This window comes from Pectobacterium betavasculorum, from assembly GCF_000749845.1.
Classification (GTDB): domain Bacteria; phylum Pseudomonadota; class Gammaproteobacteria; order Enterobacterales; family Enterobacteriaceae; genus Pectobacterium; species Pectobacterium betavasculorum.
The window spans coordinates 63,969-77,844 of record NZ_JQHM01000016.1 but is presented as its reverse complement, the minus strand read 5'-3'; the positions used below and the strand labels follow the sequence as shown (position 1 = coordinate 77,844).

The following is a 13,876-nucleotide window of genomic DNA, read 5'->3' as shown; positions in this document are numbered from 1 at the left end:
AGCAGTAAGCCGGAGCGATCTGGTGGTTGTAGAGAAATTCGGTGGAGCGGTAGTTCAGTTGGTTAGAATACCTGCCTGTCACGCAGGGGGTCGCGGGTTCGAGCCCCGTCCGTTCCGCCACTTATTAAAAATTATGCCTGCTAACTTTAGCAGGCATAATGTTAAGCGTAATTTAGGGGCGTAGCTCAGTTGGTAGAGCACCGGTCTCCAAAACCGGGTGTCGCGAGTTCGAGTCTCTCCGCCCCTGCCAAATAGAACCCTTCACGTTATTGTGAAGGGTTTTTTTTGATCTGTACTTTATGCTCGATCCTGTCTCGTATCCCTCTTTCCAATTTCTCCGTTATTTCTCCCCTCTGGATGCCTAATTAGTCTAACGTGTTGTTATTCAATAGATAAAATTCTCTGATGTGCTGTTGATAGATCGTGCTTATTTAGCTGTAAATATGCACAAAATAACCGTAATACCAGGTTGTGAACTTGCTCATTCACCTTGTTCGATATTTGAACTAAAACTATCTACAACCTGAGTGAAGGGAAGTTGTTTTTCAGAACGATCTTTTAGGTTGCATTCACTTGTTAGTGATACCCGCCAACATCACATCGGTAGCGCTACAGCAGAAATTCGTAGCGCTATGCTGTACCTGAAATCTGACTAAGTAGCTGTAAGGCTACACAGAAGGAGTTTAAGTATGTACAGACGTTTACTGGTAGCTGTTGCTGTAAGCACGACATTATGCGGTGCCGTACAGGCAAAATCCTTAACGGTTGGTTTTTCCCAGATTGGTTCAGAATCAGGATGGCGCTCTGCGGAAACTAAAGTATCAAAGCAGGAAGCCGAGAAGCGTGGGATAACGTTAAAAATAGCGGATGCTCAGCAGAAACAAGAGAATCAGATTAAGGCTGTGCGGTCGTTCATCGCTCAGGGCGTAGATGCCATATTTATCGCCCCAGTTGTCGCGACAGGTTGGGTGCCAGTCTTACAGGAAGCTAAAGAAGCAAAAATCCCAGTGTTCTTGCTTGATAGAACGATTGAGGTTAGCGATCCATCGTTGTACACCGCTGCTATCGCCTCTGATAGCGTCTATGAAGGAAAAGTAGCAGGGGAGTGGCTTGTGAAAGAAGCCGCTGGAAAACCTTGTCATGTTGTTGAGTTGCAGGGAACGGTTGGGGCTAGCGTTGCGATAAACCGTAAGAAAGGGTTTGCTGACGGGATAGCTTCAGATCCACAGATAAAAATTATTCGTTCACAGTCGGGAGACTTTACTCGCAGTAAGGGTAAAGAAGTCATGGAAAGCTTTATTAAAGCTGAGCAGAACGGAAAAAATATCTGTGCGGTTTATGCACATAATGATGACATGGCAATAGGCGCTATTCAGGCAATTAAAGAAGCTGGCCTGAAACCTGGCTCACAAATAAAAGTTGTCTCCATTGATGGTGTCCCTGATATTTTTAAAGCTATGATGAATGGCGAAGCTAATGCCACCGTTGAATTAACACCTAATATGGCTGGGCCTGCTTTTGATGCTTTATTAGCGATGAAGAAGGACGGGAAACAACCTGAAAAATTCATTCAAACGGAATCACGTTTATTACTGCCTGACACGGCAAAGCAGGAATATGAAACCAAGAAAGACCTTGGTTATTGATATTTATATTGTGGATTTATCATTGATATAAATTTTTGCTAAATACCTGGCAGAAATATGATTATGGGAAAGTGGGCTTGCTATGTTTTCTGCACCGTTCAATCAAGGGACAGTGAATATTGTCAGCCTACTTACCATAATATTGCTCAGGTGTGATGTAGCCTTGTTAAGTTGTCGCATAGGTGATGCTGATGGAAACGACACGGTTGTTAGATATTCGGGGCATGAGCGTTGAGTTTCCGGGGGTAAAAGCATTAGATCAAGTGGACTTCACGCTTAATCACGGCGAAATAGTGGCGCTATTAGGAGAGAATGGCGCAGGGAAGTCAACGTTAATTAAGGCGTTGACTGGCGTTTACCATCGCTCAACGGGTGAAATTATCCTCGATGGTATGGCGATTAATCCTGTCAATACGGCTCATGCTCAGTCATTGGGTATTGGTACGGTCTATCAAGAAGTCAATCTATTACCGAATCTGTCCGTTGCGGCAAATCTATTTATTGGCCATGAGCCCACACGCTGGGGCATCGTGGATCAACATAAAATCCTGCATCAGGCCGAAACACTTTTATTGAATTATGGACTGATGATCGATGTTAGCCATCCGCTTGGTAATTATTCCATCGCAGTCCAGCAAATTGTAGCGATTGCCAGAGCTGTCGATCTTTCCGCTAAAGTTTTAATTCTTGATGAACCGACCGCCAGCCTCGATGCAAAAGAAGTCGATATGCTGCTGGATATATTACGGAAGTTGTGCGACCGCGGAATCGGCATGATATTTGTCACGCATTTTCTGGATCAGGTTTATCGCATTAGTGACAGAATTACCGTTTTACGTAATGGAAGATTAGTGGGGACATTGCCTGCCGCAGAATTACCACGTATTGAATTAGTCCAAATGATGTTGGGGCACAGTTTTGATGAAACGTTATTGAGGCGTGGCGAACATAATGACGTCTCAGGTGAGCCCATCGTGCAGTTTAAACACTATGGTCGGCGTGGCTCGATTAATGACTTCGAACTTTCCGTGCGTCCGGGAGAAATTGTTGGCCTCGCTGGTCTACTGGGTTCCGGCCGGACAGAAACCGCACAACTGATATTTGGTATTAACGTACCTGATGCCGGCGAAGCCAGAGTTGATGGCAAACAAGTCAGCATTCGCACGCCGCGTGCAGCAGGAAAACTCGGCTTTGGCTATTGCCCGGAAGACCGAAAAACTGATGGCATTGTCGGTGCGGCAACGGTACGAGAGAACATTATTCTGGCACTTCAGGCGCAGCGCGGCTGGCTGAAGCCTATTTCCTTACGTGAGCAAACTCGTATCGCCGAAAAATTTATCAGCCTATTAGGGATTCGTACGCCCAGTGCAGAGCAGGAAATTCAGTATCTATCGGGAGGGAATCAGCAAAAAGTATTGCTATCGCGCTGGTTGGCAACAGAGCCGCGTTTCTTGATTCTGGATGAGCCAACGAGGGGGATCGATGTCGGCGCGCACGCTGAAATCATTCGCCTGATTGAAAAACTGTGTGAGCAAGGGATGGCGCTATTGGTGATCTCTTCTGAACTGGAGGAACTGACCGGTTATGCCGACCGCATCATTGTGCTGCGCGACAGGCAGCATGTTGCGCATCTCGAACATAACGAGATCTCGGTTGCCGCAGTGATGCAAGCCATCGCAGTACAAACGGGAGAGACTGATGACAGACAATAAAATCAAACCTGCCAGAAAAGTGCGTCTAACGTTCACCAAAGGGGTGCCACAGCTTCTGGCTCTCGTTGCCATCTTGCTGATTGATAGCATGGTCGCGCCCAACTTCTTCTCCCTCCATATTCAGGATGGGCGCTTGTTCGGTAGCCTTATCGACATCCTTAACCGCGGTGCGCCCGTTGCGCTGCTGGCATTAGGTATGACGTTAGTGATTGCAACCGGCGGAATCGATTTATCGGTTGGCGCGGTAATGGCGATTGCAGGCGCGACGGCCGCAACACTGACTGCTGCTGGTCATCCACTCCCCTCCGTATTGCTGGCTGCGTTATTGGTTGGCGCACTGTGTGGGCTATGGAATGGTTTTCTGGTTGCGGTGTTACAGATTCAGCCGATTGTGGCGACGTTGATGCTGATGGTTGCCGGGCGAGGTATTGCTCAACTGATTACCGAAGGTCAAATTATCACGTTTGATAACGCCGGGTTGGCTAAGTTAGGCAGCGGAACGCTGTTCTATCTGCCTATGCCAGTGATTATTGCCTGCGTGATGCTGTTGGCGTTGTGGGGTCTAACTCGTAAAACGGCGCTTGGGCTATTTATCGAATCTGTCGGTATTAATTTGCGATCGGCTCGCAACGCTGGCGTGAGTACGAAGCTGGTATTGGTCGCAGCTTATGTCATATGCGGCGTGTGTGCGGCCGTAGCGGGCGTTATCGTGACGGCAGATATCCGTGGGGCGGATGCGAACAATGCAGGCCTCTGGTTGGAATTAGACGCGATTCTGGCCGTGGTGATCGGCGGCGGTTCGCTACTTGGGGGGCGTTTTAATTTGCTGCTCTCTGTCGTCGGTGCCTTGATTATTCAGAGTATGAATACTGGCATCCTGCTGTCTGGCTATCGGCCGGAATTCAACCTGGTCCTGAAGGCTCTCGTCGTTCTGCTGGTTTTGATTATGCAATCTCCGCGCATTTCGCTGCATCACTTGTTCAGGAGGAAAACATAATGTTGAAACGCCACTTTCCCCTGTTGATGACGATTCTGGTCTTTATTGCTGGCTATTTATTCTGTCTCAGCCAGTTTCCCGGCTTTGCTTCGACGCGAGTTTTCTTTGATTTACTGACGGATAACGCCTTTCTGGGGATCGTGGCAGTTGGGATGACGTTCGTCATTCTGTCTGGCGGGATCGATCTCTCTGTGGGATCAGTGATTGCATTTACCGGCGTGTTATTGGCCAAATTGATCGGCACGTATGGCATTGATCCTTTCTTTGCGTTCGCAATTGCACTGGTGATGGGAGCCATGTTTGGCGGATTGATGGGATGGATTATCGATACGCTGAAATTGCCGGCGTTTATTATCACGCTGGCCGGCATGTTCTTTGTTCGAGGGATGAGCTTTATCGTTTCACAGGAGTCGATTCCAATCGATCATCCGGTCTATAGCCAACTGGCGGGTTTAGCCTGGCGCATGCCTGATGGAGGACGATTTACTTTTCTGGCGTTAGTTATGCTGATTGTAGTGCTACTAGGGATTGTGATGGCACATCGTACCCGTTTCGGTAACCGTGTTTATGCGATTGGCGGTAGTAGCTATTCTGCGGAATTGATGGGAGTGCCCGTCAGACGGACGACGATTCATATATATATGCTCTCCAGTACGTTAGCGGTGCTGTCAGGTATTGTTTTCTCTCTCTACACTTCAGCGGGTTATGCCCTGGCGGCAAGCGGCGTGGAGTTAGATGCCATTGCCGCTGTGGTGATCGGCGGTACGCTACTGACTGGTGGTGTCGGTACGGTATTGGGAACCCTGTTTGGCGTACTGATTCAGGGTCTGATTCAAACGTATATCACATTTGACGGTACCTTGAGCTCATGGTGGACAAAAATCGTCATTGGTTTTCTGCTGTTTGCTTTCATTGGATTACAGAAAGCGTTAAGCACCTTCTGGTTAGCCAGACGTGCCTAAGTTGGATGTGAACAAGCAGGTCATGGATTAATCACAATAGGTGTTTTCAGCAACTGACGAATCATCGTCTGCTGATCGCTGTTTTGTAACCAAACGGCGTAAAACGGACGCACGACGGGTTGACTGTCGCCGACTATCCGCAGATTGGCGTGCGTTTGTAACCAATGACTGGGTAAGAATGCACAACCGCCTGTTGTCTCAAGCAGTTGGCGGGTCAAATTGGCCGATGTTGTTGTCAAAACCGGAAGCTGATCGCTGGCTAACAGGCGAGTCTCTTGCTGATGAAAATCAGCACCCCACTCCAATTTTATATAAGGCAGCTCCTGTCTGTGTGGGTGTGCTTCTGCTGCAAACAGCGAAAGGGAGAAATTTCCCAGCAGCTGGCTCGCCAGTTCTTCCATTTTTGGTTGTTCGGTCGTTATCAACAGGTCCAATTGGCGCTCATGGAGCTGTTTGACCAGCGAGTGACGTAAGGCAATGCGCGCTTCCAACTGGATCAACGGGCGCTGTTGATACAGCGATTGTAGCCAGGGAGCGAGGTATGCCTCCCAAAGTGAAGCGGTTGCCCCCACCGAAAGCAGGCTGTGTTGCTGCGATCGCGCGACTTCTTTTTTGGCGATCTGCCAGGTACCGATAAGGCTTTCTGCATAGGGTAGAAGTCGTTCACCCGCGGGCGTCAGACGTATATTGTTCCGATGGCGTGTGAATAGGTTGGCACCAAGCTGCGTCTCTAACTGGCGAATTCGAAAACTCACCGCTGATTGTGTCAGATACAGGGATTCAGCGGCACGGCCAAAGTGTCTTGTCCTACTGACTTCCAGAAAGGTTTTTAGTAATTCGGTATCCACGCCCATCTCCAAAAAAATTTTGTCGTAATGATTTAAATGTTTTGTTTTACACAATGTCAAGCCTATCTAATACTCCGCGCCATAAACAACACGACCATAGAAGAATTAGGAGCGTGTAAGATGGCAGAAAGCTTCTCTACCACTCATCGTTTTTTTGATAACAAGTTCTACCCGCGTGGTTTTTCCCGACATGGCGACTTTACTATTAAAGAAGCACAACTGTTGGAGCGCCACGGTTACGCGTTTAACGAGTTGGACTTGGGCAAACGTGAACCAGTAACTGGGGAAGAGGCATCGTTTGTGGCAATGTGTCGCGGCGAACGTAAAGCGGAAACGGAACTGGAAAAAATCTGGTCCAAATATCTGGAACGTGTCCGTCGCCCTAAACGCTTCCATACGTTGTCTGGTGGTAAGCCGCAGATGGATGCGGTAGAAGAATACACTGAAAGTGATGATTAATTAAGAATGGGGCGAAAGCCCCATTTTCTTTTGGTGCGAAAAAAGATCGTGCTCTCGTTATTCAAGGCTTTTGTGGAGCTGGATGAGCAATCGATCCATACAACGGTAGCTCAGTGCTTCGGCAAGATGCTTTTTTTCAATGTTTTCCCGATCGCCGAGGTCAGCGATCGTGCGTGCGACTTTCAATATCCTATGCCAGGCGCGTACGGATAAGCCAAGTTTATTCATCACGTCTTCCAGATAGGCCGCATCGGCCATCTCCAATTTGCAGTATTTTTCTATTTCGCGTGAAGTTAGCAGCGCATTGATTTTATTTGCTCGCCTCAACTGTATCTGTCTTGCTATCAGCACGCGCTCGCGAATCGTTGCACTGCTTTCGCCTTGATAATGTTGTTGAGATAAAACCCCTGGTGGTAGCAAAGGGACTTCGATAGAAAGGTCAAAGCGATCCAAAAAGGGACCGGAAAGTTTGCTTAGGTAGCGCAATATCTGTTGTGCAGGTAAGCGGTTATGAATGCCCTGATAGTGGCCTGATGGGCTGGGGTTCATCGCAGCGACAAGCTGAACGCGTGCTGGATAGCATACTTTGGCGCGGGTACGGGAAATGATAATTTCACCAGATTCCAGAGGCTCACGCAGTGAGTCTAAGACGCGTCGCTCAAACTCCGGTAATTCATCCAGAAACAGTACACCGTTGTGGGCGAGCGAGATTTCTCCGGGTTTAGGCAGTGACCCTCCGCCCACGAGTGCAGCCATGGAAGAGCTATGATGAGGTGCTCTGAAGGGCCTGGCTCGCCAGCGTGTCATGGTGGCATCAATGTTGATTAGACTGTTGATGGCGGCGCTTTCCAGCGCTTCGTCATCGCTCAACGGCGGCATTAAATTACCTAATCGGCTCGCCAGCATGGTTTTACCCGTTCCCGGTGGCCCCAGCAATAGCAGGTTGTGACCACCTGCTGCTGCGATTTCCAACGCGCGCTTAGCCTGCTCCTGACCGATGATATCCTTCAGGTCGAGCATACCTTCCTCAGGCTGCGGGACGGGCGTCATATCGGAGCAACTGAGCAGTTCCTCTTCTCCACTGAGAAAAGCGCACACTTCCAACAAATGCCCGGCCATTAGCGCTTCACCCTGCGGTATCAGCGTCATCTCCCGTTTATTGTCATCTGGCAGGATAAGCTGACGGCCTGCTTTTATGGCTTCTAATGCGGCGGGAATCGCGCCATTTACGCCACGTAACGTGCCGGACAGGCCGAGTTCGCCGAGAAATTCGTAGCGGCTTAGCTTTTCACCATCGATTTGTTCTGATGCTGCCAGAATCGCCAGAGCAATGGGCAGATCGTAGCGTCCTCCTTCTTTGGGCAAGTCTGCCGGGGCGAGGTTGACGGTGATGCGTTTTGCTGGAAACGTAAACCCGCAATTGATGAGTGCGCTGCGCACGCGATCGCGCGCTTCTTTGACGGTGGTTTCTGGCAACCCCACCAGCGTTAATGCCGGTAATCCGCTGCTGATGTGAACTTCGATATAAACATCAGGCGCTTGTACACCAATCATTGCCCGAGTGTAGGTAATTGCCAATGACATGCTATTTCCCCTTTGCTGATGATTTGCATCATGTCTGGCAAGGGTGAAGAAGTAGAGGGCGTTATCGCCAGTCTGCGCGGTGGCGTCAGAACATAATTCTCTTTTTCAACAGTGGATGAAATTTGTGCGTGGTGGGTCGCAATAGTTCACGGAAAAGGGTCCGTTAAGATTGTATGACGATCGGTAATGCTCGTTGTTTCCCGCAGAGTGCTCATTTTTACGCCAATGAGCGAAAATAATTTGAGGTGCTTCTACCTTATGATTACGTTGAATTTTTTCACGTATCATAGGGAATCCTTACGGGTGGTAATGAAAAAAAATTGTTGTCACGCCATGTCTGACTGTGATAACTCTGTAGGCATTCGTTCGACAGAAGATTAATGAACAACCTATTATGAAAGCCCTATCCCTAGTGATTAGCCTAGTCGTGATTAGCGTGGTGGTGATTATTATCCCACCGTGCGGGGCTGCACTTGGACGAAGAATGGCTTAGAAATCAAGGCCTAATTCAAGAAAACCCCCGCACCGAAAGGTCGGGGGTTTTTTGTTGGGCATAATTTATAACGGAAAGGAACAGAAAATGAACATCAGCATAAAATTCTGTTATTCCCATAAGATGTCGGGGAAATAACTATGAATGGAGCACAGTGGGTGGTTCAAGCGTTGCGAGCGCAGGGAGTGGAAACCGTTTTTGGTTATCCAGGGGGCGCGATAATGCCAGTCTACGATGCACTTTATGACGGCGGCGTTAAACACCTGCTGTGTCGCCACGAGCAAGGCGCGGTGATGGCGGCGATTGGCTATGCCCGCTCCACGGGTAACGTGGGCGTCTGCATTGCGACATCTGGCCCGGGGGCAACGAACCTGATCACCGGTTTGGCCGATGCGCTGTTGGATTCTGTGCCTGTGGTCGCAATCACCGGACAAGTAGGGTCGGCACTGATTGGCACCGATGCTTTCCAGGAGATCGACGTGCTGGGGCTGTCTCTGGCCTGTACGAAACACAGTTTTCTGGTCGAGTCTCTCGAATCACTGCCAGAAGTGATGGCAGAAGCGTTCGCGATTGCCAACAGCGGCCGCCCAGGCCCTGTTCTGGTCGATATTCCTAAAGATATTCAGCTGGCTGTCGGTGATTTCATCCCGAACTTTGCACCTGTGGCTAACGATGTTGATTTCCCCGAACAAGATATCGCGCAGGCGTACGCTTTGTTGGCGAAAGCACAAAAACCGGTGCTGTACGTTGGCGGCGGGGTCGGCATGGCGAATGCGGTTCCGGCACTGCGTGAATTCCTGAGCGTAACGGATATCCCTTCCGTTTCGACGCTGAAAGGGCTGGGTGCCGTGGATGCCAATCATCCCTATTATCTCGGTATGATTGGTATGCACGGCACGAAGGCGGCGAACCTGATTGTGCAGGAGTGTGATTTGTTAATTGCGGTTGGGGCGCGTTTTGATGACCGCGTGACCGGCAAGCTGAACGCCTTCGCGCCTCACGCCAGCGTTATTCACATGGATATAGACCCAGCGGAACTGAGCAAATTGCGTCATGCTAATGTCGCGTTGCAAGGCGATCTGAACGCGATATTGCCGGCGTTGCAACAGCCGCTGAACGTCAGTGCGTGGCGCGAGCAGGCGACCATGATGAAGGCGGAATACCCGTGGCGTTATGATCATCCCGGTCAGGCGATTTATGCGCCTGCGCTGCTGAAAACGATCTCCGAACGGATGGATGCGGATACGGTGGTGACGACCGATGTGGGCCAGCACCAGATGTGGGCTGCACAGCATATGACGTTCAGCCGCCCTGAGAATTTCATCACCTCCAGCGGCCTCGGCACGATGGGCTTCGGTGTACCCGCTGCGGTAGGCGCACAGGTTGCGCGCCCGGATGACATGGTTATCTGCATTTCCGGCGATGGCTCCTTCATGATGAACGTTCAGGAGTTGGGTACCATCAAACGAAAACGACTGCCGTTGAAGATCGTGCTGCTGGATAACCAGCGGTTAGGCATGGTGCGTCAGTGGCAGCAGTTATTCTTTGATGAACGTTATAGTGAAACTGACCTCTCCGATAACCCTGATTTCCTGACGCTGGCAAGCGCGTTTGATATCCCCGGCCAGCGCATCACCCGTAAAGACCAAATTGATGTCGCGCTGGATGCCCTGTTTAACAGCGAAGGACCCTATTTACTGCACGTATCGATCGACGAATACGAAAACGTCTGGCCGCTGGTTCCGCCGGGTGCGGGCAATGAAACGATGCTCGACAAAATCCAATAAGCTTGACGAAACCAACTAATGGCTGACTTACACAGAATGAGTGCTGGAGACAATAGAATGACACACCATCAACTTTCGATTCAGGCGCGCTTCCGTCCCGAAGTCCTGGAGCGTGTATTGCGTGTTACCCGCCATCGGGGTTTCAAAGTTTGCGCAATGAATATGGTGCAAACCACCAATACCGATCACATTAATATTGAACTGACCGTTGCCAGCCATCGTTCGGTGGATTTATTGTCAACACAATTGAGCAAGCTGTTGGATATTGCCTGCGTTGACATCCAGCCGATGACGACATCACAGCAGATCAGCGCCTAACGCAGAAGAGTAAGGAAAAAGAAGAATGACAAAAAAAGCGGACTACATTTGGTTCAATGGCGAAATGGTTCCATGGGCTGAAGCAAAAGTACACGTCATGTCGCATGCCCTGCATTATGGCACCTCCGTCTTTGAAGGCGTTCGTTGCTATAATTCACATAAAGGGCCGGTGGTTTTCCGTCACCGTGAGCACATGCAGCGCCTGCGTGATTCGGCAAAAATTTACCGTATGCCGGTCGCACAAAGTGTGGATGAGTTGATGGAAGCCTGCCGTGAAACGCTGCGCAAAAATAACCTGACCAGCGCCTATATTCGTCCGTTGGTGTTCGTGGGTGATGTGGGTATGGGGGTTAACCCGCCAGATGGCTACCAAACCGACGTTATCATCGCGGCTTTCCCGTGGGGCGCGTATCTGGGTGAAGAGGCATTGGAGGCCGGTATTGATGCGATGGTGTCCTCCTGGAATCGTGTCGCGGCGAATACCATCCCAACCGCCGCTAAAGCAGGTGGCAACTATCTGTCCTCCCTGTTGGTGGGGAGCGAAGCACGCCGTCACGGTTATCAGGAAGGGATCGCGTTGGATGTCCACGGCTATGTTTCTGAAGGCGCAGGCGAGAACCTGTTTGAAGTGAAGGACGGTATTATCTTCACGCCGCCGTTTACCTCTTCGGCGCTACCGGGCATTACGCGTGATGCCATCATCAAACTGGCGAAAGATGCGGGATATGAAGTGCGTGAGCAAGTGCTGTCCCGCGAGTCACTGTATCTGGCGGATGAAGTTTTCATGTCCGGCACGGCGGCAGAGATTACCCCAGTGCGTAGCGTAGACGGTATTCAGGTCGGCATTGGCAAACGCGGTCCGGTGACCAAAGCCTTGCAGGATGCGTTTTTTGGCCTCTTCACGGGTGAAACCGAAGATAAATGGGGCTGGTTGGATCCGATAAATCATTAAATTATATACCCTAAATAGTTCGAGTTGCAGGAAGGCGGCGACGTAGCGAATCATCAGGAGCTTACATCAGTAAGTGACTGATGTGAGTGAGGACAAATTGGCTTAGCCAATTTGAACGCCGCTTGCGGCGGCCCGTCAGGGCGAGGCTCAGATATGAGCGAGTATTTCCAACGCACATGCAGCTTGAAATATAACGGGTATAAAGACAGACAGGCGGTGACACGTTCCGTCATCGCCAAATTCGTAATTTTTGGAGTAACAGAGCATGCCTAAGTACCGTTCAGCCACAACCACTCACGGCCGTAATATGGCCGGTGCACGAGCCTTGTGGCGCGCCACCGGGATGACCGACGACGATTTTGGTAAACCGATTATCGCGGTGGTCAACTCTTTCACCCAGTTCGTACCCGGCCATGTGCACTTGCGCGATCTGGGTAAATTGGTTGCCGAGCAGATCGAAGCCTCCGGCGGCGTCGCGAAAGAATTTAACACCATTGCGGTGGATGACGGTATCGCTATGGGGCACGGTGGTATGCTCTATTCCCTGCCTTCCCGTGAACTGATCGCCGACTCCGTGGAATACATGGTCAATGCCCACTGCGCGGATGCAATGGTGTGTATTTCCAACTGCGACAAAATCACTCCGGGGATGTTAATGGCGTCACTGCGCCTGAACATTCCGGTGATTTTTGTGTCTGGTGGCCCGATGGAAGCAGGGAAAACCAAGCTTTCGAACCAAATTATCAAGCTCGACCTCATTGATGCCATGATTCAGGGTGCGAACCCTAACGTCAGTGATGCTGATAGTGAGCAAATTGAGCGTTCCGCCTGTCCGACCTGCGGCTCATGTTCGGGGATGTTCACGGCTAACTCTATGAACTGCCTGACTGAAGCGCTGGGGCTTTCTCAGCCAGCTAATGGCTCATTGCTCGCTACGCATGCCGATCGTAAAGATCTGTTCCTGAATGCGGGCACGCGCATCGTAGGTCTGGCGAAACGTTACTACGAGCAGGATGACGCCAGCGTATTGCCGCGCAATATCGCCAATAAAGCCGCATTCGAAAACGCCATGATTCTGGATATCGCGATGGGCGGCTCCACCAATACCGTCTTGCACCTGCTGGCCGCGGCGCAGGAAGGCGAAATTGATTTCACCATGTCGGATATCGATCGTCTCTCACGTAAAGTGCCGCATCTGTGTAAGGTCGCGCCAAGTGGTCAGAAATACCATATGGAAGACGTACACCGTGCTGGTGGGGTTATCGGTATTCTGGGTGAACTGGACAGAGCCGGTTTGTTGAACCGTGAAGTCAACAACGTGTTGGGTAAAACGCTGCCGGAAACGTTGGAAGTCTACGACGTTATGCAGACGAAGGATGAAAGCGTGAAGCGTATGTATTCCGCAGGCCCGGCAGGTATTCGCACGACCAAAGCGTTTTCTCAGGATTGCCGTTGGGATTCACTGGATACCGATCGTCAGGAAGGCTGTATCCGCTCACGTGAATATGCTTACAGTCAGGACGGCGGGCTGGCCGTGTTGTACGGTAACATCGCGGTAGATGGTTGCATCGTGAAAACCGCCGGTGTTGATAAAGATAGCCTGATTTTCCGTGGTCCGGCAAAAGTCTACGAAAGCCAGGATGACGCAGTAGAAGCGATTCTTGGCGGTAAAGTGGTGGCGGGCGATGTCGTTGTTATCCGCTACGAAGGGCCGAAAGGTGGGCCGGGCATGCAGGAAATGCTCTATCCGACCACCTACCTGAAATCCATGGGCTTGGGTAAAAGCTGTGCGCTGATCACTGACGGCCGCTTCTCTGGCGGGACGTCTGGTCTGTCCATTGGTCACGCGTCTCCGGAAGCCGCAAGCGGTGGCATCATTGGTTTGGTACAGGATGGGGACATGATTGCCATTGATATCCCGAGCCGCAGCATTGCGCTGGACGTTGCGGAGAATGAACTGGCAAGCCGCCGTGAGGCCGAATTGGCACGAGGCGATGCCGCATGGACGCCACATAACCGCGAACGTCAGGTTTCTTTTGCACTGCGTGCGTACGCTAGCCTGGCAACCAGCGCGGATAAAGGCGCAGTGCGAGATAAAAGCAAGCTGGGAGGCTAATG

Annotated in this window: 12 protein-coding genes and 2 tRNA genes; 12 read left to right on the top strand and 2 right to left on the bottom strand. The window is 50.6% G+C overall.

Going from position 1 to position 13,876, the window contains the following annotated elements:
* Window positions 1–43: 43 nt before the first annotated feature.
* The 6 genes from KP22_RS18935 to yjfF all read left to right on the top strand — a co-directional run bounded on the left by KP22_RS18935 (window position 44) and on the right by yjfF (window position 5,317).
* Window positions 44–120 (top strand) — tRNA-Asp (locus KP22_RS18935).
* A 54-nt stretch (window positions 121–174) separates the two neighbouring features.
* Window positions 175–250, top strand: a tRNA-Trp gene (locus KP22_RS18930).
* A gap of 439 nt (window positions 251–689) precedes the next feature.
* Entirely contained in the window at window positions 690–1,646 is a 957-nt protein-coding gene (gene ytfQ, locus KP22_RS18925; RefSeq protein WP_039305324.1) for a galactofuranose ABC transporter, galactofuranose-binding protein YtfQ, read from the top strand.
* Between the two features lie 191 nt (window positions 1,647–1,837).
* The gene (gene ytfR, locus KP22_RS18920; RefSeq protein ID WP_039325789.1) at window positions 1,838–3,358 is read left to right on the top strand and encodes a galactofuranose ABC transporter, ATP-binding protein YtfR; all 1,521 of its coding nucleotides are present in this window, start codon (window positions 1,838–1,840) and stop codon (window positions 3,356–3,358) included.
* Entirely contained in the window at window positions 3,345–4,355 is a 1,011-nt protein-coding gene (ytfT, locus tag KP22_RS18915) for a galactofuranose ABC transporter, ATP-binding protein YtfT (RefSeq protein ID WP_039305322.1), read from the top strand. The genes ytfR and ytfT overlap by 14 nt, the downstream gene beginning before the upstream one ends.
* Window positions 4,355–5,317 (top strand): galactofuranose ABC transporter, permease protein YjfF, encoded by a 963-nt coding sequence (gene yjfF / locus KP22_RS18910; RefSeq protein WP_010294682.1) that lies wholly within the window; start codon window positions 4,355–4,357, stop codon window positions 5,315–5,317. Before ytfT ends, yjfF begins: the two co-directional genes overlap by 1 nt.
* A gap of 20 nt (window positions 5,318–5,337) precedes the next feature.
* On the opposite strand, the gene hdfR is transcribed toward yjfF, so the two are convergent.
* The gene (hdfR, locus tag KP22_RS18905; protein WP_039305377.1) at window positions 5,338–6,165 is read right to left on the bottom strand and encodes an HTH-type transcriptional regulator HdfR; all 828 of its coding nucleotides are present in this window, start codon (window positions 6,163–6,165) and stop codon (window positions 5,338–5,340) included.
* A 120-nt stretch (window positions 6,166–6,285) separates the two neighbouring features.
* Between hdfR and KP22_RS18900 the strand changes: the two genes are divergently transcribed.
* Window positions 6,286–6,624, top strand: a complete 339-nt coding sequence (locus KP22_RS18900; RefSeq protein WP_039305316.1) for a MaoP family protein — start codon at window positions 6,286–6,288, stop codon at window positions 6,622–6,624.
* Between the two features lie 57 nt (window positions 6,625–6,681).
* Here the strand turns inward: KP22_RS18900 and KP22_RS18895 are convergent, their stop codons facing one another.
* Window positions 6,682–8,208, bottom strand: a complete 1,527-nt coding sequence (locus KP22_RS18895; protein ID WP_039325785.1) for a YifB family Mg chelatase-like AAA ATPase — start codon at window positions 8,206–8,208, stop codon at window positions 6,682–6,684.
* A 394-nt stretch (window positions 8,209–8,602) separates the two neighbouring features.
* Between KP22_RS18895 and ilvL the strand changes: the two genes are divergently transcribed.
* The 5 genes from ilvL to ilvD all read left to right on the top strand — a co-directional run bounded on the left by ilvL (window position 8,603) and on the right by ilvD (window position 13,874).
* Complete coding sequence (gene ilvL / locus KP22_RS22015) at window positions 8,603–8,701, top strand: ilv operon leader peptide (protein ID WP_071531109.1); 99 nt, start codon at window positions 8,603–8,605, stop codon at window positions 8,699–8,701.
* 140 nt (window positions 8,702–8,841) lie between these two features.
* The gene (ilvG, locus tag KP22_RS18890) at window positions 8,842–10,488 is read left to right on the top strand and encodes an acetolactate synthase 2 catalytic subunit (RefSeq protein WP_039325783.1); all 1,647 of its coding nucleotides are present in this window, start codon (window positions 8,842–8,844) and stop codon (window positions 10,486–10,488) included.
* Window positions 10,489–10,545: 57 nt separating this feature from the next.
* Window positions 10,546–10,806 carry an acetolactate synthase 2 small subunit gene (gene ilvM, locus KP22_RS18885; protein ID WP_005969103.1) on the top strand — a complete coding sequence of 87 codons (261 nt, stop codon included), beginning with the start codon at window positions 10,546–10,548 and terminating at the stop codon, window positions 10,804–10,806.
* 25 nt (window positions 10,807–10,831) lie between these two features.
* The gene (locus tag KP22_RS18880) at window positions 10,832–11,758 is read left to right on the top strand and encodes a branched-chain amino acid transaminase (protein ID WP_039305306.1); all 927 of its coding nucleotides are present in this window, start codon (window positions 10,832–10,834) and stop codon (window positions 11,756–11,758) included.
* Between the two features lie 265 nt (window positions 11,759–12,023).
* Window positions 12,024–13,874, top strand: coding sequence for a dihydroxy-acid dehydratase (gene ilvD / locus KP22_RS18875; RefSeq protein ID WP_039305302.1), 1,851 nt, complete (start codon window positions 12,024–12,026; stop codon window positions 13,872–13,874).
* Window positions 13,875–13,876: the final 2 nt, after the last annotated feature.

Excerpts from the sequence above, each read along its gene's own strand:
- ilvD (WP_039305302.1), top strand. The coding sequence starts at position 12,024 with ATGCCTAAGTACCGTTCAGCCACAACCACTCACGGCCGTAATATGGCC.
- ilvG (WP_039325783.1), top strand. The coding sequence starts at position 8,842 with ATGAATGGAGCACAGTGGGTGGTTCAAGCGTTGCGAGCGCAGGGAGTG.
- ytfT (WP_039305322.1), top strand. The coding sequence starts at position 3,345 with ATGACAGACAATAAAATCAAACCTGCCAGAAAAGTGCGTCTAACGTTC.
- KP22_RS18895 (WP_039325785.1), bottom strand. The coding sequence starts at position 8,208 with ATGTCATTGGCAATTACCTACACTCGGGCAATGATTGGTGTACAAGCG.
- KP22_RS18880 (WP_039305306.1), top strand. The coding sequence starts at position 10,832 with ATGACAAAAAAAGCGGACTACATTTGGTTCAATGGCGAAATGGTTCCA.
- ytfR (WP_039325789.1), top strand. The coding sequence starts at position 1,838 with ATGGAAACGACACGGTTGTTAGATATTCGGGGCATGAGCGTTGAGTTT.
- KP22_RS18900 (WP_039305316.1), top strand. The coding sequence starts at position 6,286 with ATGGCAGAAAGCTTCTCTACCACTCATCGTTTTTTTGATAACAAGTTC.
- yjfF (WP_010294682.1), top strand. The coding sequence starts at position 4,355 with ATGTTGAAACGCCACTTTCCCCTGTTGATGACGATTCTGGTCTTTATT.
- ilvM (WP_005969103.1), top strand. The coding sequence starts at position 10,546 with ATGACACACCATCAACTTTCGATTCAGGCGCGCTTCCGTCCCGAAGTC.
- ilvL (WP_071531109.1), top strand. The coding sequence starts at position 8,603 with ATGAAAGCCCTATCCCTAGTGATTAGCCTAGTCGTGATTAGCGTGGTG.
- ytfQ (WP_039305324.1), top strand. The coding sequence starts at position 690 with ATGTACAGACGTTTACTGGTAGCTGTTGCTGTAAGCACGACATTATGC.